Raw genomic sequence first — 20,814 nt, 5'->3', positions numbered from 1 at the left:
ATCTTCCTTAGAAAGGAGGTGATCCAGCCGCACCTTCCGATACGGCTACCTTGTTACGACTTCACCCCAATCATCTACCCCACCTTAGGCGGCTGGCTCCTTGCGGTTACCCCACCGACTTCGGGTGTTGCAAACTCTCGTGGTGTGACGGGCGGTGTGTACAAGGCCCGGGAACGTATTCACCGCGGCATGCTGATCCGCGATTACTAGCGATTCCAGCTTCATGCAGGCGAGTTGCAGCCTGCAATCCGAACTGAGAATGGTTTTATGGGATTGGCTAAACCTCGCGGTCTCGCAGCCCTTTGTACCATCCATTGTAGCACGTGTGTAGCCCAGGTCATAAGGGGCATGATGATTTGACGTCATCCCCACCTTCCTCCGGTTTGTCACCGGCAGTCACCTTAGAGTGCCCAACTGAATGCTGGCAACTAAGATCAAGGGTTGCGCTCGTTGCGGGACTTAACCCAACATCTCACGACACGAGCTGACGACAACCATGCACCACCTGTCACTTTGTCCCCCGAAGGGGAACCTTCTATCTCTAGAAGTGGCAAAGGATGTCAAGACCTGGTAAGGTTCTTCGCGTTGCTTCGAATTAAACCACATGCTCCACCGCTTGTGCGGGCCCCCGTCAATTCCTTTGAGTTTCAGTCTTGCGACCGTACTCCCCAGGCGGAGTGCTTAATGCGTTAGCTGCAGCACTAAAGGGCGGAAACCCTCTAACACTTAGCACTCATCGTTTACGGCGTGGACTACCAGGGTATCTAATCCTGTTCGCTCCCCACGCTTTCGCGCCTCAGCGTCAGTTACAGACCAGAGAGTCGCCTTCGCCACTGGTGTTCCTCCACATCTCTACGCATTTCACCGCTACACGTGGAATTCCACTCTCCTCTTCTGCACTCAAGTTTCCCAGTTTCCAATGACCCTCCCCGGTTGAGCCGGGGGCTTTCACATCAGACTTAAGAAACCGCCTGCGCGCGCTTTACGCCCAATAATTCCGGACAACGCTTGCCACCTACGTATTACCGCGGCTGCTGGCACGTAGTTAGCCGTGGCTTTCTGGTTAGGTACCGTCAAGGTGCGAGCAGTTACTCTCGCACTTGTTCTTCCCTAACAACAGAGTTTTACGATCCGAAAACCTTCATCACTCACGCGGCGTTGCTCCGTCAGACTTTCGTCCATTGCGGAAGATTCCCTACTGCTGCCTCCCGTAGGAGTCTGGGCCGTGTCTCAGTCCCAGTGTGGCCGATCACCCTCTCAGGTCGGCTACGCATCGTTGCCTTGGTGAGCCATTACCTCACCAACTAGCTAATGCGCCGCGGGCCCATCTGTAAGTGACAGCCGAAACCGTCTTTCCAACTTGAACCATGCGGTTCAAGATACTATCCGGTATTAGCTCCGGTTTCCCGGAGTTATCCCAGTCTTACAGGCAGGTTGCCCACGTGTTACTCACCCGTCCGCCGCTGACCTCCGAAGAGGTCCGCTCGACTTGCATGTATTAGGCACGCCGCCAGCGTTCGTCCTGAGCCAGGATCAAACTCTCCGAAGAAAATTTGTGACTCAATTTGTTGCTGACTTCAAAAATTTAAAACGTTTGGTACGCTTTTGGTTTTGTTTAGTTTTCAAAGATCATTTTTAAAATTGGAGCGGGTGATGGGAATCGAACCCACGACATTAGCTTGGAAGGCTAGAGTTTTACCATTAAACTACACCCGCGAAAAGTATTTGTCTGGTCGGGAAGACAGGATTCGAACCTGCGACCCCTTGGTCCCAAACCAAGTGCTCTACCAAGCTGAGCTACTTCCCGGACACATTATATATATAGAATGGCGCGCCCGATAGGAGTCGAACCCATAACCTTTTGATCCGTAGTCAAACGCTCTATCCAATTGAGCTACGGGCGCACTTGTTAATGTAATGAAGCGACTTAAATATAATACCAAGTTGCGTTCTTTTTGTCAACAACTTTTTTGAGGTTTTTTAAAACTCTTTTGGTGCGGCCGAGAAGAGTCGAACTTCCACGGGGTTGCCCCCACTAGGCCCTCAACCTAGCGCGTCTGCCATTCCGCCACGACCGCGAAAAGATAAAAAATGTATGGTGCGGGTGAAGGGACTCGAACCCCCACGTCAAAGACACTAGATCCTAAGTCTAGCGCGTCTGCCAATTCCGCCACACCCGCATACATTAGTTAAAATGGTGTGCCATGAAGGACTCGAACCTTCGACCCTCTGATTAAAAGTCAGATGCTCTACCGACTGAGCTAATGGCACTTAGTAAGAAAACACTCTTCAGTTTTGCAAGACACTCAAATCTCAGAAAGATTATTCAAGGAGCGGCTCAATTTGTGTGCTGAAGCTAAGCTTCGATGATTACTCGGTCGTGCTCTACCGACTGAGCTAATGGCACTTAGTTATAATCGCATTTGAAATGCAAATGGCTGGGCTAGCTGGATTCGAACCAGCGCATGACGGAGTCAAAGTCCGTTGCCTTACCGCTTGGCTATAGCCCAATAAAATGGCGGTCCCGACCGGGATCGAACCGGCGATCTCCTGCGTGACAGGCAGGCATGTTAACCGCTACACCACGGGACCAAATATGATGGTGGAGGATGACGGGCTCGAACCGCCGACCCTCTGCTTGTAAGGCAGATGCTCTCCCAGCTGAGCTAATCCTCCAAATCATTAATATGCAATTCAGAAGCGATGACCCGTACGGGATTCGAACCCGTGTTACCGCCGTGAAAGGGCGGTGTCTTAACCGCTTGACCAACGGGCCAAAAGACAAAAAATAATGGCGGAGAAGGAGGGATTTGAACCCTCGCGCCGCTTACGCGACCTACACCCTTAGCAGGGGCGCCTCTTCAGCCACTTGAGTACTTCCCCATAATATGGCTCCGCAGGTAGGACTCGAACCTACGACCGATCGGTTAACAGCCGATAGCTCTACCACTGAGCTACTGCGGAATAATTAGTCATGACAGACTTCTTTAATTATATGAAGAATAGTACAAGCTGTCAAGCATTCTTTTTATTAATCATTTGCGTCTCTTACGACGGCTTTTATAATTTATCACAGCTTTGTATAATGAGTCAACCCCTTTTTTATCATGAAACAAGTTTTATTTTCCCGCCGCACTTTCCGCATACATACTTGGAAGTATCCATTCTTCGGTGGCGTTTGTAAATGAACATGCAGGCTGTACACTGATACTCTAATGTCTTCTTGATTCTGGCAGCCGTCTGCAGAGGTTTACAGAATCTTGGAGCACCCACTTTAGAAAGCAGCTCCCTAAATTCAGGATCACGGTGTTTGTACCCTCTGCCTTCTATATGAAGATGATAGTGGCAAAGTTCATGTTTGATTATGCCAATTACTTCTTCTAATCCCTGAGCTAAATATTTAGGGTTAATCTCAATGTTATGACTTTTTAAAAGGTATCTGCCGCCTGTTGTCCGCAGCCGGCTGTTAAAGAAAGCTTTATGTAAAAACTTTTTGTGAAAGTAAGTTTTTGAAATAGATTCTGTCAGTTCCTGAAGCTCCGTTTCATTCATAGGTAACACCCCGCATAGTTTGTATCTCCGAACAGGACATCTTGCGCCCGCATATAGTAAGTAATACACATACTCCATTATAAACAATAAGGAGGAACGAGCAATGCCTTCATGGTTAAAAAACCAAATGCAGCGTGCGTTTTATGAAAAGGATCGGTATCAAATAAAAATGCTGAATCAATGCTGGTATTTCTATAGAAAAAAACACTGCTCATAAGCAGTGTTGGGTTTTTATCAATTTATTTAGCGGAAATCAGACTTTTATTAGCGAAAACTTCATTTTTCATAGCTGATTTTTGAAATTTATTAGCCAAAATGAGGATTCATTTAGCCAAAACGCCTTTCAAGGTCCCAGAACTCTATATTTAAAATATACAGCTAATTGAACACTGCCCGTAAGCAGTGTTTTTCATTAACTGTTTATCATCGTCAAGGCAACACGGCCTTTATGTGCATCTACAGAGTCTACCCAAACCGTAACAACGTCACCTACAGAAACGACATCGAGAGGATGTTTGACAAAAGAGTTTCTAAGCTTTGAAATATGAACGAGCCCGTCCTGTTTTACGCCGATGTCAACAAACGCGCCAAAATCCACAACATTGCGCACTGTGCCCTGAAGTTCCATACCTGTTTGAAGGTCCTCTAGTTTCAAGACACCCTTTTTAAGCAGCGGCTTAGCGATTTCATCACGAGGGTCGCGTCCGGGTCTAACTAGAGAATCGCAAATATCTTTCAGGGTAAGCTCACCAAGATCGATAGCTTCTGCTGTTTCCTTAATATGAATATCCGCTATTTTTTCTCTTAGCTGCTCCGTTCCGACATCATTCAGGGTTAGTCCGAGCATTTTAAGGAGCTCTTCAACCTCTTTGTAGCTCTCTGGATGAATGCCAGTTGAGTCAAGCGGATGTTTTCCGTCAGGTATTCTCAAGAAACCTATGCATTGTTCAAACGTTTTTGCCCCAAGTCTAGGTATTTTCTTTAATTGCTTCCTGTCCTGAAACTTTCCGATTTCATCCCGCTGCTTCACAATGTTGACCGCAACTGCTTTGCTCAAGCCCGCTACATATTGTAATAGTGAAGATGATGCTGTGTTGACATTCACCCCTACCTGGTTAACAACTGTTTCAACAACGAATGTCAGGGAATCATTTAACTTCTTCTGTGTGACGTCATGCTGGTATTGTCCTACCCCTACTGATTTAGGATCAATTTTAACTAGCTCTGCAAGCGGATCCTGCAATCTTCTTGCGATGGAAACTGCACTTCGCTCTTCCACTTGGAACTCAGGAAATTCTTCTCGGGCAAGGTCAGATGCAGAATAAACACTTGCCCCCGCTTCATTTACGATGATGTAGGCAAGATCTGACTTTAGTTCATCAATGAGATCTGCAACAAATTGTTCTGTCTCTCTTGAAGCCGTTCCGTTCCCAATCGCAATCAGCTCGATGTTATTTTTTCTGATCACATCGATTAATTTTTGTTTTGCTTCTTTAGCTTTATTGACCGGAGGATGAGGGTAGATGACGCCTATTTCAAGAACTTTTCCGGTCTCATCGACAGCTGCAAGCTTACATCCTGTCCGGAACGCAGGGTCTATCCCTAATACGACACGGCCTTTCAATGGCGGCTGAAGCAGAAGGTTACGCAGATTTTCAGAGAAAATATGAATGGCACGATCATCCGCTTTCTCCATTAATTCTTTTCTGATTTCACGTTCAATTGATGGCTGAATTAATCGTTTATAGGCATCCTCAATTGCTTCTATATATACATCCTTTACCACTGTGTGCTGATTTTTCAGTTCATTTCTTTGAATATGGGCAGTGATCTGGTCTGCAGGCGCCTGAATGGATACTTTCAGGATTCCTTCCTTTTCCCCGCGATTCATAGCAAGGACCCGATGCGGGACAACCTTTTGAATCGGCTCTTCGTACTCATAGTACATTTCATACACTTTCTTCTCATCTTTTTCCTCATCCTTTGAAGATGTGATGATTTTTCCTTTTCGGAAGGTTTGCTCACGAATCCACTGACGATAGGAAGGCTCATCTGAAATCCACTCAGCTAAAATGTCCTTTGCCCCTTCGATTGCATCTTCTGCAGTCATAACCTCCTGTTCTTCGTTTATAAACTCGAGCGCTTTTTCCTTGAGCGGCCCATTAGAGGGCTGTCCCTTTATCCACTCTGCAAGTGGTTCTAATCCTCTTTCTTTGGCAACCGTTGCTTTGGTTCTTCGTTTTTGTTTATATGGACGATAGAGGTCTTCTACCTTTTGAAGTTTTAATGCTTTTTCTATTTCTTTTTTAAGCTCTTCTGTAAGCTTTCCCTGTTCTTCAATTAATCGGATGACTTCTTCTTTTCTTGATTCCAGGTTTTGCGTATATTGCCACTTTTCCGAGATATCACGGATTTGCACCTCATCTAATGCACCTGTCTGTTCTTTTCTGTATCTGGCAATGAAGGGAACTGTGTTGCCATCTTCTAATAAAGCTATAACATTTGATACCTGTTTATATGTAATGGATAAATCCGCACTGATTGTTTTCATTATGCGCTCTGTTTTCTCTGCCATTCTTTTACCTCCCCAAAATAAAGACTTAGAAACATTTTACCAAAATACACGGACTTTAAAAAATGATCAAAATAAAAAAAGCCGCCAACTAGAATAGCTGACCGACTACGTAGGTTAAATCATCCTGCCTTGACTTAGTATAAGGCTCAAGCTGATTTGAAATATCTTCAATTGTCCGGTTATCCTTAAGCAATGATTTTACAGCAGGAATGTTCAGTCCATCTGAATGGATGATGAATTTTGCTCCAGTATCGTATGGAAAGGATTGAACACGAAATTTCTGAGGTTTACCTGACATATAGCCCAGAACAGGAAGAGGATAGACAAACGTGCCTGAAGGAGAATAGAGAACAAATCGGATATTTCCAACAGAACTGAATGTTAACTGATTCTGTTTAAAATACGCTTTAAAAATAGCAACCGTTGCTCCGCGTTTATTTTTTAATACCTCATTTGATTTCTCGATCAGCAGTCCAATGTCCTCTGCATGAAATTCCTCAATGACTTCTTTAATCGCAGAAGATGATTCATAAGCTCGTTCACCGCTGCCAAGACCATCTGCAACAGCACATATAAAATAGTCTTCAGTTGCTTTAATTAAGAAACTGTCCCCGCATAAAGTTTTACCTTCTTTTTGCATTTGATACGCATATGCATAGACACGATTGTTTTCTTCAATTTGAATCATTAATGCTGCCCCATTGATAAGTCAGCCGAAAGTGCTTCTTTTAACTTCGTTATCGCTCTTCTTTGAAGTCTGGATACATGCATTTGAGAAATCCCAAGAATTTCTCCCGCTTCCTTTTGACTCTTATTTAATATATATGTGTGATGAATGATCTCTTTTTCTCGGTCAGACAGAACGTGAAGAACACTCTCAAGCATAAGCTTTTGATTCACTTGCTCATATCCTTCTTCTTTTGATCCTACGATATCAAGAATTGTCACTGTACTGCCGTCGGAATCAGCCTCAATCGAATGATCGACTGATAAAGCCTGATAGCTTTTACCCATCTCCATCGTCTCAAGCACTTCTTCCTCTGTCACCTCAAGGTAATCTGCTATTTCGTGAACAAGCGGTGAGCGCTGAAGGGAATTTGTTAATTCGTCTACAGCCATTTTTATTTTAGGCCCAAGCTCTTTAATTCTTCTGGGAACATGAACACTCCATGTTTTATCGCGCAGGAATCGCTTGATCTCACCGATGACAGTCGGAATGGCAAATGCTTCAAACGTTTTTCCGAATTCAGGATCATAGCGGCGGATTGCCCCAAGCAAACCAATCATGCCCACCTGCTTTAAGTCTTCATGAAAGCTTTTGCCTCTTGAATATTTCTTAGCCAGTGTTTCAACTAGTCCGCTGTAATATTCGACAAGAAAAAGCTGAGCATCTTCATTTTGGTTGTGCTGAAAATCGAAAATCAATTCATTTATTTCTTCTTTAGTTCGCTTCGTAGTTTTGGATGGTTGTGTCATGTTCTACTCGCTCCCCGTTTAAATACTTTGTCATAAAGACGGTAACGCCGGAATCGATCTGTACATGAACTTCATCCATGAGCGTTTCCATCAAGTAGAGCCCCAACCCTCCTTCTGGAAGTTGGTCAACAGGGTTTGCAGCGGAATAAGGACCCAGTTCGTTTTTCTTTTGTTCAAAATTGAAGCTTTGGCCGCTGTCTGACACCATTACTTCAAGACGGTCTTCGCACAGGCCAAAGCCGATCATGACTTCTCCGCCTTCGATTTTCTCGTATGCGTGCTGCACAGCATTTGTGCATGCTTCACTGATCGCAATTTTTAAATCTTCAATTTCATCATAAGAGTAACCCATTCTGCTGGCGATACCAGAAAGAGTCAAACGGACAATACCGACAAATTCCGGTTTAGCAGGTATTTTCACCTCAATGTAATCCACTAATTGTTTCATCTAACCCCACCTTCTGATTTAGAAGAAATGTCAATAATATCACTTAGACCTGTTATGTTGAATAGTCTTTCCAAACGAGCAGATAAATTAACAAGCTTTAAATCGCCCTCATTTTTCCTCACGGCTTTAAGCAAACCAACGAATGCACCTAGCCCTGTACTGTCCATGTAAGAGACATCCTTAAGGCTTACGATCAGGACAGGTTTTCCCTCTTCTGCAAGCGGCATTAGTTCTTCTCTTAATTTCGGCGCAGTGTATGCATCAATTTCTCCAGCTAAATCTATTTGAATATGTTCCTCTGATCGATTAACATTTATATTTAAATTCATCAATATCACCCCAGTAAGTTTACTTGTAAGCTAGTAAAACTAATACCCGCTTTTTTAACAAGTTAAACCTCGCGTTTTAAAATAATTAGCGTGAAATCATCACGCAGTTCAAAGTCCTGCATCTGCAAAAAGTCTTTATATATATTATCTACAATACCCTGAGCATTCAAATCACTGTATTTTTTAATGAGGTCCGTAATAAAATCACGTTCAATGAATTCTTCTTCATTTGTTTTTGACTCAGTTACACCATCGGAAAGCAAAACAATCATATCGCCTTTTTCCACGATTCTGCTGTACTCCTTGTACTTGATGGATTGATCAATACCAAGGACCAGACCTTTTGTGTTCATATCATGGAAACGGTCCTCTTCAGCACTGTAATAAAATCCAGGCTCGTGCCCGGCTGACCCATAGACAAACTCATGAGTATCCGTATCATACATACCGTAAAACATTGTAATGAACATGCTCGGGTCTACGTTATGCTCAACAACCCTGTTCAGATTTTCAAGAACACGGCTGGGAGATTTACGGGACTCCGGCAAGCTGTCCATTGCATATTTGATCATGGACATACAGAGTGCAGCGGGAATTCCTTTCCCGATTACATCCGCTATGGCAATACTTACGCTTTCTTCATCATAAACAAAATGATAGTAATCCCCGTTCATATGCTTCGCAGGAACACTGATTGCACCAATATCAAGATTTGGAACTGTCGGCACTGACGTTTCTAAAAGCATTTGCTGAACATTCAAGGCTACTTGAATCTCAGACTTTATCTCCTGCTGCTTATCCCGCAGGCTTTGATGCTCCTGATAGGCCAGTCCATACCCCATCATGACCTCTAATAGAAAGTCCAAAGAGTGCAAAACATCCTGATCTACATCAGGAAATAAACCTTGCAGCACTTTACGGTGAAGACTGATAATTTCCTCAGGGGGTACTTGCTCCTCAATGGCTTTTCTGCTGAATTTTTGCCCCTGGTACAAAGCCGTTTCTGTTAATTCTTGCATATAATGACTTAGTATTTCCTGATACTTCGATTCAATGACTTCCTTAAAATCCATCTAGCTTCCCCCTAGCGAAGCCATTTGACTGCTTGGATATCCGTTCCCTCTCCCAAAACGGTATTAATGCTGAATTCATCCATCAGGCGTTTTACTCCAGGCAATCCGGCTCCTAACCCACCAGATGTTGAAAAGCCGTCTTCCATCACTTTTCGGATATCCGGTATTCCTGGTCCGTTATCAATGGCTATTATTTTTAAACCTTTTTTACTGAATTCGCTGATCTGCTCAATGCAAATTTGGCCTTGTCCAGCATACAAATATATATTACGGGCTAATTCGGAAATAGCTGTTGTAATCCTCGCTTGGTCTACAGTACCAAACCCGAGTTCTTTTGCAACATTGCGTCCAAGCTGCCGTGCAGCAACAATGTCCCACTCTGTAATGATTTTTACACAGGATTGGTTATCCATGCTTATTCCCCCAGCTCCTGTTGTAATGTTTCAAGTCCTTTTTCCAGGTCAAGCGCGGTTTGTACATCAGCAAGGTGAATGCCAAGCTCAATGAGGGTGATTGCTACCGCAGGCTGAATGCCTGTTAAAACAACTTTAGCTCCCATTAATTTCGACATGCCGATAACATCACCTAAAACCTTGGCGATAAAAGAATCTATTACATCTACGGAGGTTAAATCTATGACAACACCGCTTGCGCCCGTCTCATGGATTTTATGAAGAAGATCTTCCTGAAATTGCAGGGCAGTCTGATCATCAAGTTCCCATTGAATTGATACAAGCAGACAATTATAAAGTTTTAAAATCGGTATTCTTGGAGTTCTCATTGTGAATCCCCCATTTCTACTAATTGTCGATTCGTCATTTCAAGTGCAGCTTCCATTCCTTTTTGAAGACTATTCTTCGTAATTACCTGGCTCAGATCGATGCCAAGGTTCACGATTGTCTGAGCAATCTCAGGTCTGATTCCCACAAGCAGGCATTTTGCGCCTACTAAGCGGACAGCTTCTGAAGCCTGAATAATATGATGCGCAACCATTGTGTCTACAACCGGCACACCTGTAATGTCAATTAAAACCACTTGCGCACGGTGCTTCACAACACCTGTAAGCAAGTTCTCCATGATTTGCTTTGCTCTCTCTGTATCAATTGTACCAACTAATGGCATAATTGTAATGTTTTCAAAAATCGGAATAAGCGGTGCCGATAATTCCTGCAGGGCAATCTTCTGCAGAGAAACTGTCCGCTCCCATGATTCTGCATATTGATGAATTAACTCATTATTAATTGGGGATAGTGACTTGTCAAACTCCCACACAATTTTCATTTTTTCAGCTTCAGAAAGGCTGTCAGTCATTTTTGTAAAGATAATTAAAGAAAGCTCCTTTAATCCTTCAGATATATACTTTAAGCTCCAGCCTAATTGAACGACCCTGTGAGCATAGTCAGAAACCTTTTCAGTCATGTCGCTTCCCGGGTTTTTCATATAGCTGATCAAGATTTGAAGATATTCATTGCAAGTATTTAAATATACTTGATCTGAAAGGATGTTAGAGTACTTCTGATCTCCAAGATCTTTCAGACTGTCTTTCCATTCATTCAGGATCTCATTTTGATGAGCCAGAACAAAATCGAGTATTGGATTAGATTCATCCTTCATGTTCCGTATTTCCCCCTCTTATCGTTTGGGTAAAAGTAAACAAGTTATTCCACTTTACATTATACCGATTTATGCCAATAAAATAAAAAAAAGTTGCTTAATGGGAGCAACTTCCTAAAAAATACCGTTTTTTAGTTTTAAAAATCAATGAGTCCTAAGCTTATTTGCAGAGCTTCGTCCACTTTATCCATCATTTCATCATCTAAGTGTGTAATCTTATCAGTCAATCTCTGTTTATCAATTGTACGAATCTGCTCTAACAGTATAACAGAATCACGTTCAAACCCATAACGCTTGGAGTCAATTTCCACATGAGTTGGCAATTTTGCCTTTTGAATTTGAGCAGTAATAGCTGCTATGATGACCGTTGGACTGAACCTGTTTCCGATATCATTCTGGATGATCAGCACTGGACGGACGCCCCCTTGCTCAGAGCCAACAACGGGTGATAAATCAGCAAAATAAACGTCGCCGCGTTTGACAATCAAAGGATTAACCCCCGCTTACTAAGCGTTCAACGGTGTGGTCAGCCTCTGATTCAGCTTGAAATGCTTCGGAAGCAATGTTTAAGTTAATCTTAGCCATCTCCATATATCCACGTCTCATTGATTCGCGTATTTGGCGTTTCTTACGCTCGCGGATATACATCTTTGTTGCTTGATAAATTAACTCGCTTCGGTTCCCATTCTCTTGTTTGACAAGACCGTCTAATTCCGAGACTAATGCTTGCGGTAAACGAATTAAGATTTCTGTTGTTGCGCTGGATTCAGACACAAACATACACCTCCACCAAACTTACACACCTATTATTCCATTCCACATACAATAATAACACTATCAATGCAAGAAGCAAAGTTATTTTCTAATAATTCAACACTATTATCTGCTTATCAAAAGCATTTTTATTCATGCCTTTTCTATTACGGGCGATCCGTAAGGTTTTTTACGCCGCAAAAAAGAGAGTTTCTCACTTCAATTATACTCTTATTTTTCAAAAACATACGGGGAACGCGCAAAGTTATTGTACAAGGCACTTCATAGTTGATCGTTTCCAGTCTTTCTGCCACTTCATCCACAGAAATGCACTCTTCTTTTTGACGGCCGATTAACGTTACCTTTGTCCCTGTTTCTTTAAAGGAAGTAAGTTTAATCATACATTGATCCATGCAGATCCTTCCAACAATTGGCATCCTTTCACCATCAATCAGAACTTCTGATTCTTTTAGACGGCGCACCCATCCATCTGCATATCCAATCGGAATCGTCCCTATCCATTCATCTTTCTCAGCTGTGTATGTGGCCCCGTAGCTTACTTTGTCGCCTTTGCTGATTTTTTTTACATGAACAAGTCTTGAATGAAGGGAAAAAGCTTCTTTCAGTTCATATGGCAGTTCAGGTTTTATTTCCATTGAAGGACTTAGACCGTACATAGAGATTCCCAGTCTCACAGCGTGAACTAATTTTTCAGGAAAACGGAGTCCAGTTGCACTGTTGCCGCAGTGAATCATAACTCCATCATAATCAGCTGCTTTTTGCGCCATTGCGGCGAATACGTCGTACTGCTTGTTGAAATAAGCAGTATCCAGTTCATCTGCTGTTGCAAAGTGCGTAAAGATACCTTCAATTTTCACATTGGGTTTTTCTTCTGCAAATTTAAATGCCTGAAGCAGTTCATCCTCTGTCCGGACACCGAGACGGCCCATACCGGTATCAATTTTCAGATGAACAGATAATATTCCTTTTTGAATATTCTTTTCAGCTTCCGTCAGCCATTCAAGAGAAGGAGCTGTCAAAATAATGCGCTGATCAATCGCGATCTTCACATCTGCAGGCCTGGAAGCACCCATCACCAGGATAGGCACTTCAAACCCCGCTTCGCGCAGCACGACCGCTTCATCTAAAAACGCGACTGCAAGCATTTCAGCACCTGCTTCAAGAGCCGTTTTTGCCACTTCTGCATCTCCGTGGCCATAAGCATTGGCCTTCACAACCGCAATCAGCTGTGTGTTTTCACCTATATGGTTTTTCATTGATTTCACGTTGCTGTATATTGCATCTAAATCGATCTCAGCCCAAGTATCGCGGTAAAAAGAATTTCCCATGTCCTACACTTCCTCATGATTGTCTTTTTCTATGCTGATTATCAATGGTATAGCGTTCTTTTGTCAAATGAAATCGGTTTCTTGTGATGGGGTGCGGCGCTAACACGGAGAAAGGATTTCAGCGAGAAGGTCTGTGACGGAAAGATTAAGTGCGGAATTTCATAAAATGAACCCCCAAACATCAATGTTCAACCCTAAGTGGCCTTTCTCTGGCTGCACTTGTCACTTTGAGCACTTCAGAATGTTTAAGATGCCATTTCGAAGCGTCCGGATCAGCTTTACTTCCAAAAATTGCACGACACATCTTATCCGCAAACCCGGTTTTATCATTCGGAATCGGGTGCTTACTATCAGGACATCAATAGAGGGCAAAAATTCATAAAAACAAAAAAACTCGGATGGCCCAATTGCCATCCAAGTTTGATTACTTAATTGCCTGCCCCTGTACAGATTGTGCTACTCGAATCATCTCTTCCTGAGACAAATCTTTTGATGCAATCATGTATTCTACCCCGTCATAGGTCCATGTCAAGGATTGTTCCGTTAGAGCCCCGACAGCAACTCCAAGGTCAACCGGTTCCCCGCTTACAAAAGAAGAAGTTGCAACAGTGGCTGCGACTGCTTTTTCCTGAATGAAGGTATAGGATTTTTCACCATCATACGTTTGAACGACCCGCTTGCCATTCTCTGTTTTCATCTCTTTTTCTTCCGTCAGCTTCACACCTTCAAGCTTCTCAAGTGGATATTTCACAGCAAATTGTTCTGAGTTAACAGATGCAGATGTTTCAACATCTACGCTTGCAAATGACATATTCTTTTGCATATCAAATGAGTTTTTATCGAATTTAGCATTAAAATCAAATTCCGAAAACTCCACCACAACTAATGGATTGCGGTCTGTATCCATTACTTTGACAACAGAAGGCTTCAGGTCCTTTTTATTGAACGTAATCTCTTGAAGAGGAAGCATCTGGCTGTTTTGGTAATTTGTCTTTGTTTCAAAAACGTAAGCATCTTTTGTTGATTTGAAAATAGAATCCGCATCACTCTTAATGTCTTTTACCAGTGATTCGAAAAGATAAGCCTGACTGCTGTTTTGCGGCCATTCGCTTTGAAAACGGAAGCTTTTCTTCAGTGCCGGCGTCAGGACAAACACGCCCTCTTTATTGCGGAGAATCATCTGGCTCTGATCTTTTTCAGCATTCTTCAAGTTTACTCTGTAGAATGAAGGCTGCTTATGCCAAATTTCCACCTCATAAATTTGAGGCTCACTTCCTGTTTGAAGGGTCATTTGCGCTTTCGCTTTGTACCCCGATAATTCTTCAACCTTCTTATCCAGGTTTTCTACAACGTCAGTCTTCGATTTCTCACCGCAGGCAGCAAGCATCATAACAGCAAGCAATCCAATTGCCAGTAATAAAAAGTGCTTTTTCACCTTTTCAACCCCTTTGTCTCATATGACGTAAAAAGGAAGAAACTCTCCTTAAGGGAATCATGCTAAATCAAGCACAATCTCCTCAAACGACTTGTCTCTCCTACCGCTGTACAAATATATGAGACAAAGGTTATGAATATGCAGACTAGCTTGACGAGCTTTCAATAATTACTTGAGCAGCAGCATAATCCTTTGTGTGAGTGATAGATATGTGGACGGTATAACCAGGCAAAACAGGCATTGTTACAGCCGGTTTTCCGTTTCCATCATTCAGAATTTCGATATCCATAAAACTGTATTCTTTCCCAATCCCGGTTCCCATCGCTTTTGAAAACGCCTCTTTCGCTGCAAACCTTCCGGCAGCATATTCAATTTTCCTCCTTGGCGCAAGCGACTGATATTTATCTTTCTCTTTTTTGGTGAGAATCCGGTCAATGAATTTCGGCTGTCTCTTTATTAACCTCTCAATCCGTTCCAGCTCAGCCAAATCAAGACCCAGCCCTGTAATCATGCGGACACCTCTTTTTGTTCAGTATGTACTAATCTGCTCCAACTTCTCATAACCGTGTTAATATAGAAACAACTAATTTTTTAGAATAAGGAGACACTCTCTATGTTTACAAGATCAGAAGATTTCAGAACGTTTATCCGTCTATACCCTGTTGTAACCGTAATTGTCTCTATTCAAGTCATACTCTGGCTGTTGTTTTTAATTCCAGTACCTACAATAACATATTTCTTTGCCTCTTTAGTAGGGTACAACGCCGGTGTGGCTAACGGAGAATGGTGGCGCTTGATCACTCCTATTTTCCTACATGCAAACTTCGCTCATATTCTATTTAACAGTGTATCCATCATCCTGTTCGCACCTGCATTAGAACGGATGCTTGGAAAGGCCCGCTTTATTGCTGCTTATTTAGCAACAGGCATCGCCGCAAACCTTGCAACATATTTCATCATAGAAGATTTAACTTATACTCACGTTGGAGCATCAGGTGCTATATTCGGCATATTCGGCATCTATCTATACCTTGTCGTATTCAGAAAAGATATGATTGACTCTTCAAATTCTCAGCTTATCATCACCATTCTTGTCATAGGGGCAGTCATGACATTCGTGAATACTAATATCAACATTATTGCCCATATCTTCGGTCTTGTAGCAGGTGCGCTGCTTGCGCCGCTGTTTCTCACTAGAAAAGCGTAGCCGACTGGTTAGCTCCGACAGACAGATAAGGATCCGGCAGGAAAGGCGCTTTTTGCCTTTACTGACGGATCCGTTCTGGCCGAGGAGTTAGGAGGCGGAGCTGGACAATGTGAAAAGCGCAGAAACCGGTTAGCTCCTACAGACAGATTCGGATCCGTTCTGGCCGATTTTCAAAATTTATCAAATGCGAAAGTCAGGCATATTATATAAGCAGAAACCTCAAAAAAGACGCCCATCCTTAAAGGATCGCGTCTTTTTTTGCATGATTCTCATAAGAATACCACTCAAACACTTCTCCGGCATCCTCAATGTCGATGCCTTTTACCATGAAATGTGTCCCGCCCATTCCTGACGTTGTTGAAGATTGAATAGACGCGAGGTCTATGCGACGCTGAAAAAGGGATTGCCTTGCTTCAATGACCTGAATTCTTTTTCTCTTTACAACGAAGGTGGATTTGACCAGATTTCTTGAAGAAAGGGTTAATTGTTCGTCATGTATGTCCCATCCTGCATCCTTAAATGATGCTAGACCGAGAAGAAGTCCTGCCGGAACTGTCAGCAGCGCAATGTAACCCCACGGCTGAAAAAAATAGCTCAGAATGCATGAAATCACCAAGAAGGGAATCGTATAAACGAGAACATATCCTCTTTTCGCTTTCTTGGGCAGCGTGTTTAATTGATCAGATAAAGAAAAATCAGGTGTAAACTCGGTTAGCATCTGCTGTATTTTTGTTTTTTTAATCAGCGGAAAAAGGATGGCAGAAACATTCTGATCTTTAGCGCTTCCCCCTGCGCTGACAATGTGCACAGTTGCATAGCCGAACGGCTGGCGAATTAGATTTTCGCTGATTTTCATAGCCTGAATTCTCTCAAGCGGAATCGTCAGCTGGTGTTTCTCAAATAATCCGCGCGAGATGACTAGATCCTGTTCTTTCTTCATCACTGTAAAGTTGGCAAACTTCAGACAAACTCCGATTATACTCAGGATCCATGCGATGAAAAATGCAAGGAACACAAGAACGGCATAAACAGTGATGCTTGCATTAGAAAGAAAAGAAAAACGATCGATGATGTCATCAAACGGAATCAGCTCGTCGAACTGTGAGAAAAAAGCAAAAGCCGCAGACAGAACCACTCCTATTCCGCTTGATGTTGACGCAGCAACCAGCAGTTCCTTTACTCCTATTTTATATGTTAAATATGTTTTGTCTTCTTTTATTGTCATGGCGGCTTCATCCGGATCCACCATTTCATTTTTTCTTTCCGCTAAAGCTGTATTTATCCTTCGGGCTTCTTCTTTTGTAACTGCTGTAAGAACGGCTTCGGCCTCTGCACCGCCTCCCGCTGTTTCAAGCTGCAGCTTCACAAGTCCGAATATCTGCTGAATGATGCCTGCACTTTCGTTGATTGATTGTATTCTTTCAATCGGAATATATCTTTTCTTTTTCACAAATATGCCGAATTCAATCCGCAGTTCATTTTCTTCAATGCGGTATGTATATTTCATCCAGCTGATGATACTGTAGATGATCATTGCGATCAGAATCACGGCAAGGCCGATAAAGAAATAAATCTTATAGTCATTGACGAAGAAAAGTACGATGACAGGAAATATCCCGTCTTTCAATTGCTTGAAAAAGGTTAATATAGCAGAGGCGGGGTGCAGTCTTTTAGGTTCAGACATCATCTTCTGTCACCCTCGCAAGCTTCGATATAAAGTCACGCAGCTGATCAGCTTCGACCACATCAAGCGCAGGTATCTCATGAATGGTTGCTGCTGTATGAATCGTTACAGTTGCAAGATCATTTTTCCTCAGCAGCGGCCCCTGCTTTGTGTTGACATGCTGGACTCTCACCATTGGAACAAGCACCCGTTTCACCACAAATAAGCCCGACTGAATATCAATTTCATTTTCATGTACCTCATACCGCCACGTACGGTGCTGTATTTTCGGAGTAATAAAAATAAAAATGGTTGAAAAGACCAGCCATGTTCCCAAAACGGCAACGGCAATCCATATCGGCCACTCAAAGTAATACACAGCAAACGCAATTCCTCCGGATACAGCCAAAAAAATCAATGATTGGATAAGTGCTGACAGCTTCCATACCTTTAGTGCTTTTTGACTGATTTGATACTTAGGTGCATCTCTCATCTCTGTTCCCCCTGAACTAGTAACTCTCTCTTTATATACGGATTTACAGTCAATATGTTTCACCTTTTAGAAAATCATGCCATTTCCATTATAAAGAAATGAACCTTGCTTGAACACTATTTCAATAAAAACGATGCTCCATCTATTTTTTCAACCTCTGGAAACGAGCACATTTGCTCCATTAATTGAAAAAGAGCATCATCTTTTTGTTTGGCTTCAATCATACAGTCAATCTGAGGAACGCTTCCTTTTATTTCTGACAGAAAAGACATGAAAAGTTCTGGATCTACAAATTCAGCGTGAGCATTAAAGTCCCTTTCACTTCTTGGGCTTGATATATGCATTTTCACAGGGAGGGAAGAATGATCCCAGCTTGCGGCAACACGGTCCCAATGCCGGGACCAATTCGAATCCTTTTCATGATTCGCCAAGTGATGATGATAATCAAAGACGAGCGGTACAGCTAATTTCTCACATAAGTAAAGAGTATCCTGAAGAGTAAATGTTGTATCGTCATTCTCTAACATAAGCATATTCTGGATCTTTACAGGTACAAACCCCCAATTGTGAATGAATTGTTCAAGGGCTTTTTCCTTATCGTTATAGGCCCCTCCTACATGAATAACACATCTGTGTTCGTGAGGCACATTCATTCCTCTGAGGAGCGCTTCATGCATACTTAATGTCCTGAGAGATGTATTCAATATTTCAGGCTTTGGGGAATTCAGCAGCACGAAATGATCCGGGTGAAAATCAACTCTCATTTTCGTCTTGGAAACCCAATTGCCAAGCTCATGCAGCGGCTCCCTAAGAGTCCTTAAATAGTTAAAATCCTTTATTTCCGGATGGTTAGCAAGAGGAATTAATTTTGAACTAAAACGGAAGAATTGAATATCATGGCCGGCGTTATGTTTGATAATGCGAAGACAATTTTCAAGATTTGATGCTGAAATTCGTCCAAGCTTTTCTATAGCAGCTTCCCTGTCTTTTAAACGCTGAAATTGTGCATATGTCATCGTTTGAGAAGGAGAACAATTCTTCAGATTCACACTCATTGCAACAAAGCCTAAACGGACGATTGTCATAGCTGTCACCTTCTTTAATAAGATATATATAGAATACCCGGTATGAATGAGAATTAATTTGGAGCACCTTCGCGATGAGAAAATCAGCGCGGCTCGATAAACATCCATGTAAATCGGAAGCCTTTCCATCTGAAAATGCATAAAAAAACACACCGCGCTTAAATGCACGGTGCGTTTGGCATCATCTATTAATTAGATGAAGATGAGTTTGAGTAACGTCTTTTGTTGCTGCTGTTCGGCTTGCCGCCTTGTTGTCCGTAAGAACGTTTGTTGTTCTTTGAATGCGGGCGCTGACCGTCTCTTCTGTTGCGGTTACTTGAAGAAGAAGAAGAACGTTTTCCGCCTCTTTTCGCATACATTGGAGCCTCATCCGTTAAGTTAACTGGAGTTTGGTTCGGTTCTTTTGTCATTAATTTGATTGCAGCAGCAAGTACTGACACTTGATCAAATTCTTCAAGCAATGCTTCAGCAGTGCGCTTGTAGAATGACAAATTCTCATCAGTGATTGTCTGACGGATTTTTTCGATTGAAACAGATTGCTGACCTTCAAGCGCCTCATCAAGAGTCGGTGCTTTCATGCGGTCCATTTTGCGCTTAGTTGTACGCTCAATGATTTTAAGCATATCTTGTTCTCTTGGTGTTACGAATGTCATCGCAGCACCAGTTTTGCCTGCACGGCCTGTACGGCCGATACGGTGAACGTAGCTTTCAGGGTCTTGAGGAACATCAAAGTTGTAAACATGAGTTACACCAGAAATGTCCAGTCCGCGTGCAGCAACGTCTGTAGCAACAAGCACTTCAATTGCGCCTTCTTTAAACTTGCGAAGAGCAGACATACGTTTAGCTTGAGTTAAGTCGCCATGAATTCCCTCAGCTGCATATCCTCTAAGCATTAAAGCTTCAGAAAGCTCATCAACTCTGCGCTTTGTGCGTCCGAAAACGATCGCAAGCTCAGGTGATTGAATGTCAAGAAGACGTGTTAATACATCAAACTTCTTCTTTTCCTGTACTTCAATGAAGAACTGCTGAATGTTTGCAACAGTCATTTCCTTCGCTTTTACTTTAACAAGCTCAGGGTTTGTCATGAATTTCTCAGCAATGCGTCTGATCGGATCAGGCATTGTAGCTGAGAACAGCAACGTTTGGTGCTCTGAAGGAACATTTGAAAGAATGTTTTCAATGTCTTCAATGAAGCCCATGTTCAGCATTTCATCTGCTTCGTCCATTACAACTGTTTGAACGTCAGATAATTTCAATGTTTTACGGTTGATATGGTCAATTAGACGGCCTGGAGTACCAACGATAATGTGAGGAAACTTCTTCAATGAGCGAATTTGGCGGTTAATATCCTGTCCGCCATAAATCGGAAGAACACGAGCGCGTTTAGCAGATCCGATTTTGTAAAGCTCTTCAGATACTTGAATCGCAAGTTCGCGAGTCGGTGCAATGATGATCCCTTGAATCTTATCTTGTTTAACATCGATTTTTTCAATAAGCGGAATACCGAATGCAGCTGTTTTACCAGTTCCAGTTTGTGCTTGGCCGATCACATCTTTATTCTGCAGCCCCAGTGGAATGGTTTGTGCTTGGATAGGTGTAGCTTCTTCAAACCCCATTTTATTAATAGCTTCCATTAATAATGGGCTGATACCTAGTTCTTGAAACGTAATTGTCAATTTGTTCTACTCCTTTTAATCTCTATAGCTTTCACAGACTTTCATGTATGGTGAAACAAAAAACGCCCCATCGGGCAAAACGTTAG

General features: G+C 42.5%; 21 protein-coding genes, 12 tRNA genes and 1 rRNA gene. 2 read left to right on the top strand and 32 right to left on the bottom strand.

The window, feature by feature from the left end; genetic code table 11:
• Window positions 1-11: 11 nt before the first annotated feature.
• The 14 genes from K8L98_RS01485 to K8L98_RS01420 form a co-directional block, all read right to left on the bottom strand.
• Window positions 12-1,549 (bottom strand): 16S ribosomal RNA (locus K8L98_RS01485).
• 93 nt (window positions 1,550-1,642) lie between these two features.
• A tRNA-Gly gene (locus K8L98_RS01480) sits at window positions 1,643-1,716 on the bottom strand.
• A 14-nt stretch (window positions 1,717-1,730) separates the two neighbouring features.
• Window positions 1,731-1,807: transfer RNA gene (locus K8L98_RS01475), tRNA-Pro, on the bottom strand.
• A gap of 20 nt (window positions 1,808-1,827) precedes the next feature.
• A tRNA-Arg gene (locus tag K8L98_RS01470) sits at window positions 1,828-1,904 on the bottom strand.
• 88 nt (window positions 1,905-1,992) lie between these two features.
• Window positions 1,993-2,078: transfer RNA gene (locus K8L98_RS01465), tRNA-Leu, on the bottom strand.
• 18 nt (window positions 2,079-2,096) lie between these two features.
• Window positions 2,097-2,180 (bottom strand) — tRNA-Leu (locus K8L98_RS01460).
• Between the two features lie 15 nt (window positions 2,181-2,195).
• Window positions 2,196-2,271 (bottom strand) — tRNA-Lys (locus K8L98_RS01455).
• A gap of 164 nt (window positions 2,272-2,435) precedes the next feature.
• Window positions 2,436-2,510 (bottom strand) — tRNA-Gln (locus K8L98_RS01450).
• 6 nt (window positions 2,511-2,516) lie between these two features.
• Window positions 2,517-2,592, bottom strand: a tRNA-Asp gene (locus K8L98_RS01445).
• An 8-nt stretch (window positions 2,593-2,600) separates the two neighbouring features.
• Window positions 2,601-2,676: transfer RNA gene (locus tag K8L98_RS01440), tRNA-Val, on the bottom strand.
• Window positions 2,677-2,704: 28 nt separating this feature from the next.
• Window positions 2,705-2,776 (bottom strand) — tRNA-Glu (locus tag K8L98_RS01435).
• 16 nt (window positions 2,777-2,792) lie between these two features.
• A tRNA-Ser gene (locus tag K8L98_RS01430) sits at window positions 2,793-2,883 on the bottom strand.
• Window positions 2,884-2,889: 6 nt separating this feature from the next.
• A tRNA-Asn gene (locus K8L98_RS01425) sits at window positions 2,890-2,964 on the bottom strand.
• Window positions 2,965-3,105: 141 nt separating this feature from the next.
• Window positions 3,106-3,552 carry a SprT family protein gene (locus tag K8L98_RS01420; RefSeq protein ID WP_223439027.1) on the bottom strand — a complete coding sequence of 149 codons (447 nt, stop codon included), beginning with the start codon at window positions 3,550-3,552 and terminating at the stop codon, window positions 3,106-3,108.
• A gap of 103 nt (window positions 3,553-3,655) precedes the next feature.
• On the opposite strand from K8L98_RS01420, the gene cmpA reads away from it, so the two are divergent.
• The gene (cmpA, locus tag K8L98_RS01415; RefSeq protein WP_087946367.1) at window positions 3,656-3,769 is read left to right on the top strand and encodes a cortex morphogenetic protein CmpA; all 114 of its coding nucleotides are present in this window, start codon (window positions 3,656-3,658) and stop codon (window positions 3,767-3,769) included.
• A 195-nt stretch (window positions 3,770-3,964) separates the two neighbouring features.
• Here cmpA and K8L98_RS01410 read toward each other — a convergent pair whose 3' ends face one another.
• From K8L98_RS01410 to acpS, 14 genes are all read right to left on the bottom strand, one after another.
• Window positions 3,965-6,127 carry a Tex family protein gene (locus K8L98_RS01410; RefSeq protein WP_223439026.1) on the bottom strand — a complete coding sequence of 721 codons (2,163 nt, stop codon included), beginning with the start codon at window positions 6,125-6,127 and terminating at the stop codon, window positions 3,965-3,967.
• Window positions 6,128-6,215: 88 nt separating this feature from the next.
• Window positions 6,216-6,815 (bottom strand): PP2C family serine/threonine-protein phosphatase, encoded by a 600-nt coding sequence (locus K8L98_RS01405; protein WP_223439025.1) that lies wholly within the window; start codon window positions 6,813-6,815, stop codon window positions 6,216-6,218.
• Window positions 6,815-7,603, bottom strand: a complete 789-nt coding sequence (gene sigB / locus K8L98_RS01400; RefSeq protein ID WP_070878724.1) for an RNA polymerase sigma factor SigB — start codon at window positions 7,601-7,603, stop codon at window positions 6,815-6,817. Before sigB ends, K8L98_RS01405 begins: the two co-directional genes overlap by 1 nt.
• The gene (gene rsbW / locus K8L98_RS01395; RefSeq protein ID WP_223439024.1) at window positions 7,569-8,051 is read right to left on the bottom strand and encodes an anti-sigma B factor RsbW; all 483 of its coding nucleotides are present in this window, start codon (window positions 8,049-8,051) and stop codon (window positions 7,569-7,571) included. The genes sigB and rsbW overlap by 35 nt, the downstream gene beginning before the upstream one ends.
• Window positions 8,048-8,380, bottom strand: a complete 333-nt coding sequence (locus K8L98_RS01390) for an anti-sigma factor antagonist (RefSeq protein ID WP_223439023.1) — start codon at window positions 8,378-8,380, stop codon at window positions 8,048-8,050. The genes rsbW and K8L98_RS01390 overlap by 4 nt, the downstream gene beginning before the upstream one ends.
• A gap of 62 nt (window positions 8,381-8,442) precedes the next feature.
• Window positions 8,443-9,453: a PP2C family protein-serine/threonine phosphatase gene (locus K8L98_RS01385; protein WP_223439022.1), complete on the bottom strand. Its 1,011-nt coding sequence runs from the start codon at window positions 9,451-9,453 to the stop codon at window positions 8,443-8,445.
• An 11-nt stretch (window positions 9,454-9,464) separates the two neighbouring features.
• The gene (locus K8L98_RS01380) at window positions 9,465-9,866 is read right to left on the bottom strand and encodes an anti-sigma regulatory factor (protein WP_070878720.1); all 402 of its coding nucleotides are present in this window, start codon (window positions 9,864-9,866) and stop codon (window positions 9,465-9,467) included.
• 2 nt (window positions 9,867-9,868) lie between these two features.
• On the bottom strand, window positions 9,869-10,234 hold the full coding sequence (locus tag K8L98_RS01375; RefSeq protein ID WP_101569209.1) for an STAS domain-containing protein: 366 nt from the start codon (window positions 10,232-10,234) through the stop codon (window positions 9,869-9,871).
• Complete coding sequence (locus K8L98_RS01370) at window positions 10,231-11,067, bottom strand: STAS domain-containing protein (RefSeq protein WP_223439021.1); 837 nt, start codon at window positions 11,065-11,067, stop codon at window positions 10,231-10,233. The genes K8L98_RS01375 and K8L98_RS01370 overlap by 4 nt, the downstream gene beginning before the upstream one ends.
• A 137-nt stretch (window positions 11,068-11,204) precedes the next feature.
• A complete protein-coding gene (ndoA, locus tag K8L98_RS01365) occupies window positions 11,205-11,555 on the bottom strand; it encodes a type II toxin-antitoxin system endoribonuclease NdoA (protein WP_029286376.1) in 351 nt (116 codons plus the stop codon).
• 4 nt (window positions 11,556-11,559) lie between these two features.
• Window positions 11,560-11,841, bottom strand: a complete 282-nt coding sequence (locus K8L98_RS01360) for a CopG family ribbon-helix-helix protein (RefSeq protein WP_029286378.1) — start codon at window positions 11,839-11,841, stop codon at window positions 11,560-11,562.
• A gap of 146 nt (window positions 11,842-11,987) precedes the next feature.
• Window positions 11,988-13,169 carry an alanine racemase gene (alr, locus tag K8L98_RS01355; protein ID WP_223439020.1) on the bottom strand — a complete coding sequence of 394 codons (1,182 nt, stop codon included), beginning with the start codon at window positions 13,167-13,169 and terminating at the stop codon, window positions 11,988-11,990.
• Between the two features lie 424 nt (window positions 13,170-13,593).
• The gene (locus tag K8L98_RS01350; RefSeq protein ID WP_223439019.1) at window positions 13,594-14,604 is read right to left on the bottom strand and encodes a LolA family protein; all 1,011 of its coding nucleotides are present in this window, start codon (window positions 14,602-14,604) and stop codon (window positions 13,594-13,596) included.
• A 145-nt stretch (window positions 14,605-14,749) separates the two neighbouring features.
• A complete protein-coding gene (gene acpS, locus K8L98_RS01345; protein ID WP_223439018.1) occupies window positions 14,750-15,115 on the bottom strand; it encodes a holo-ACP synthase in 366 nt (121 codons plus the stop codon).
• A gap of 102 nt (window positions 15,116-15,217) precedes the next feature.
• Here acpS and K8L98_RS01340 point away from each other — a divergent pair, with 102 nt between their 5' ends.
• Entirely contained in the window at window positions 15,218-15,811 is a 594-nt protein-coding gene (locus tag K8L98_RS01340; RefSeq protein ID WP_223439017.1) for a rhomboid family intramembrane serine protease, read from the top strand.
• A gap of 238 nt (window positions 15,812-16,049) precedes the next feature.
• Here K8L98_RS01340 and K8L98_RS01335 read toward each other — a convergent pair whose 3' ends face one another.
• From K8L98_RS01335 to cshA, 4 genes are all read right to left on the bottom strand, one after another.
• On the bottom strand, window positions 16,050-17,498 hold the full coding sequence (locus tag K8L98_RS01335) for a PH domain-containing protein (protein ID WP_223439016.1): 1,449 nt from the start codon (window positions 17,496-17,498) through the stop codon (window positions 16,050-16,052).
• Window positions 17,488-17,967 (bottom strand): PH domain-containing protein, encoded by a 480-nt coding sequence (locus K8L98_RS01330; protein ID WP_223439015.1) that lies wholly within the window; start codon window positions 17,965-17,967, stop codon window positions 17,488-17,490. The genes K8L98_RS01335 and K8L98_RS01330 overlap by 11 nt, the downstream gene beginning before the upstream one ends.
• A gap of 116 nt (window positions 17,968-18,083) precedes the next feature.
• On the bottom strand, window positions 18,084-19,052 hold the full coding sequence (uvsE, locus tag K8L98_RS01325; protein WP_223439014.1) for a UV DNA damage repair endonuclease UvsE: 969 nt from the start codon (window positions 19,050-19,052) through the stop codon (window positions 18,084-18,086).
• Window positions 19,053-19,240: 188 nt separating this feature from the next.
• Window positions 19,241-20,728 (bottom strand): degradosome RNA helicase CshA, encoded by a 1,488-nt coding sequence (gene cshA / locus K8L98_RS01320; protein ID WP_420828812.1) that lies wholly within the window; start codon window positions 20,726-20,728, stop codon window positions 19,241-19,243.
• Between the last annotated feature and the right edge of the window lie 86 nt (window positions 20,729-20,814).

The organism is Metabacillus dongyingensis (assembly GCF_019933155.2).
In the GTDB taxonomy this organism is placed as follows: Bacteria; Bacillota; Bacilli; order Bacillales; family Bacillaceae; genus Bacillus_P; species Bacillus_P dongyingensis.
This window is presented reverse-complemented; position numbering and strand designations above follow the sequence as displayed.

Coding starts and splice junctions, on each gene's coding strand:
- K8L98_RS01420 (WP_223439027.1), bottom strand. CDS start 3,552: ATGAATGAAACGGAGCTTCAGGAACTGACAGAATCTATTTCAAAAACT.
- cmpA (WP_087946367.1), top strand. CDS start 3,656: ATGCCTTCATGGTTAAAAAACCAAATGCAGCGTGCGTTTTATGAAAAG.
- K8L98_RS01410 (WP_223439026.1), bottom strand. CDS start 6,127: ATGGCAGAGAAAACAGAGCGCATAATGAAAACAATCAGTGCGGATTTA.
- K8L98_RS01405 (WP_223439025.1), bottom strand. CDS start 6,815: ATGATTCAAATTGAAGAAAACAATCGTGTCTATGCATATGCGTATCAA.
- sigB (WP_070878724.1), bottom strand. CDS start 7,603: ATGACACAACCATCCAAAACTACGAAGCGAACTAAAGAAGAAATAAAT.
- rsbW (WP_223439024.1), bottom strand. CDS start 8,051: ATGAAACAATTAGTGGATTACATTGAGGTGAAAATACCTGCTAAACCG.
- K8L98_RS01390 (WP_223439023.1), bottom strand. CDS start 8,380: ATGAATTTAAATATAAATGTTAATCGATCAGAGGAACATATTCAAATA.
- K8L98_RS01385 (WP_223439022.1), bottom strand. CDS start 9,453: ATGGATTTTAAGGAAGTCATTGAATCGAAGTATCAGGAAATACTAAGT.
- K8L98_RS01380 (WP_070878720.1), bottom strand. CDS start 9,866: ATGGATAACCAATCCTGTGTAAAAATCATTACAGAGTGGGACATTGTT.
- K8L98_RS01375 (WP_101569209.1), bottom strand. CDS start 10,234: ATGAGAACTCCAAGAATACCGATTTTAAAACTTTATAATTGTCTGCTT.
- K8L98_RS01370 (WP_223439021.1), bottom strand. CDS start 11,067: ATGAAGGATGAATCTAATCCAATACTCGATTTTGTTCTGGCTCATCAA.
- alr (WP_223439020.1), bottom strand. CDS start 13,169: ATGGGAAATTCTTTTTACCGCGATACTTGGGCTGAGATCGATTTAGAT.
- acpS (WP_223439018.1), bottom strand. CDS start 15,115: ATGATTACAGGGCTGGGTCTTGATTTGGCTGAGCTGGAACGGATTGAG.
- K8L98_RS01340 (WP_223439017.1), top strand. CDS start 15,218: ATGTTTACAAGATCAGAAGATTTCAGAACGTTTATCCGTCTATACCCT.
- K8L98_RS01335 (WP_223439016.1), bottom strand. CDS start 17,498: ATGATGTCTGAACCTAAAAGACTGCACCCCGCCTCTGCTATATTAACC.
- K8L98_RS01330 (WP_223439015.1), bottom strand. CDS start 17,967: ATGAGAGATGCACCTAAGTATCAAATCAGTCAAAAAGCACTAAAGGTA.
- uvsE (WP_223439014.1), bottom strand. CDS start 19,052: ATGACAATCGTCCGTTTAGGCTTTGTTGCAATGAGTGTGAATCTGAAG.